At 67.6% G+C, this 1,483-nt stretch carries 1 protein-coding gene; it reads right to left on the bottom strand.

All coding sequences use genetic code 11. The features are described 5' to 3' along the window. Positions 1-171 precede the first annotated feature (171 nt). Complete coding sequence (gene holA / locus EN781_RS32400; RefSeq protein WP_127400717.1) at positions 172-1,215, bottom strand: DNA polymerase III subunit delta; 1,044 nt, start codon at positions 1,213-1,215, stop codon at positions 172-174. Positions 1,216-1,483: the final 268 nt, after the last annotated feature.

Raw genomic sequence — 1,483 nt, forward strand, 5'->3', positions numbered from 1 at the left:
TGGTGACACTGCTGGTCTTTGCGGAAAAGACCCTTCCGGCAGGAGAGCGGATTGCAAAGGTATCGGGGGTCGCCTTGCTGCTTTACGGCGCGGCGGTGCTGGTATTTCCGCAGGCGCTGCCAACCTTCCAGGCGGCGGACGGGATGATCATGAATTGACAATGGAAGGCAGCTACCGCTGCCCAAGCCTCGCGCTCTCCACCGCGATGCCGAGCAGCGCCTGGCGCGCCAGGGCTTCGGACAGGTCCGGCCTCCGGCGTGTCTGCAGCACCGCGGTCTGCAGCCGGTTGAGCGCCCGGCCAAGCGCCTCGACGCTCCAGCGCTCCAGCGCCTTCTCCACCAGCTTGCGCCGCGAGAAGAAAACCGGCGGCCGGGCGCCAGCGACGACCGAGGCGGCGTTGCGGCCGCCGCCCTCCATCTGGCCGCGCATCGCCTGGATCGCCTGCAATTGCCGCATCGCCGCCGACAGCACCAGGAAGGGCTGGCCGCCGCCCTGGCAGTGTCGCGTGAAAGCGGTGTCGAAATCGGCGATCTTCCCGTCCAGCAGCGCATCGACGGCATCGTCGAAAGAGGCGCCTGACACGTCGCCGGACGTCGCCCTGACGTCGTCGACGCCGATCTCCTTCTGGCCGTGGACGTAGAGCACCAGCTTCTCGATCTCGCCGCGCGACGCCAGCCGGTCGCCGCCGAGATTGCGACGCAGCGCCTGGCGCGCCTCCAGCGTCATCGACATGCCGGCCTTGCGCAGTTCGTCGTCGATGACGGTGTCGATGTCCCTCGCCTCATCGGCATAGCAGGGCAGGGCGATGGCGTTGCCGGCGGCCTCGACGATGGCGCGCAGGCCGGTGCCCTTCTTCAGGTCGCCGGCCTCGATGAGGATGATCGCGTCCCGCGCGGGCTCCGATGTCAGCGCCTTGACGTCGTCGGCCAGCGCTTTCTGGCCGCTGGCGTTGCGCACCCAGAGCAGCCGCCGGTCGGAAAACATCGGCACGGTGCGCGCCTCGTCGAGCAGGCGGCCCTGGTCGCGGTCGACTTCCGCGCCGTCCAGCCTGACGACCGAGAACGGATCGTCGAGCGGCAGGCCGGTCTTGCCGGCAAAAGCCCTGGCGCGCTCGGCGACCAGCCCGCGATCGGGTCCGTAGAGCAGGACGATGGACATGGCCGGGTCCGGCCGCGCCAGCCACGAATCGACCTCGTATCCTTTCTTCTGTGCCATGCGGGGTGAGTTAGCATGAGGCGGGGCGGGTGAACCAGAGTTTCGGCAACTTGCAGAGGCCTTGGCTCGCGCGGCGATTGTTTCGATGTCGGATGATTCATAGCTGACCGCCGGCGCCGCCCCTCATCCGCCTGCCGGCACCTTCTCCCCGTATAGTGACGGGGAGAAGGGGCTGGTGTCCGAACCGGATAGATAGGTAACAGAATGGACCGATTGCATAGGTGACAGTTTTCTCCCTCGCCGGAGGACCCGGCGATGGTTTGGCGAG

The organism is Mesorhizobium sp. M4A.F.Ca.ET.090.04.2.1 (assembly GCF_003999085.1).
In the GTDB taxonomy this organism is placed as follows: Bacteria; Pseudomonadota; Alphaproteobacteria; order Rhizobiales; family Rhizobiaceae; genus Mesorhizobium.

Bases quoted from the DNA above. Each gene is read 5' to 3' on its own strand.
- holA (WP_127400717.1), bottom strand. From the start codon at position 1,215: ATGGCACAGAAGAAAGGATACGAGGTCGATTCGTGGCTGGCGCGGCCG.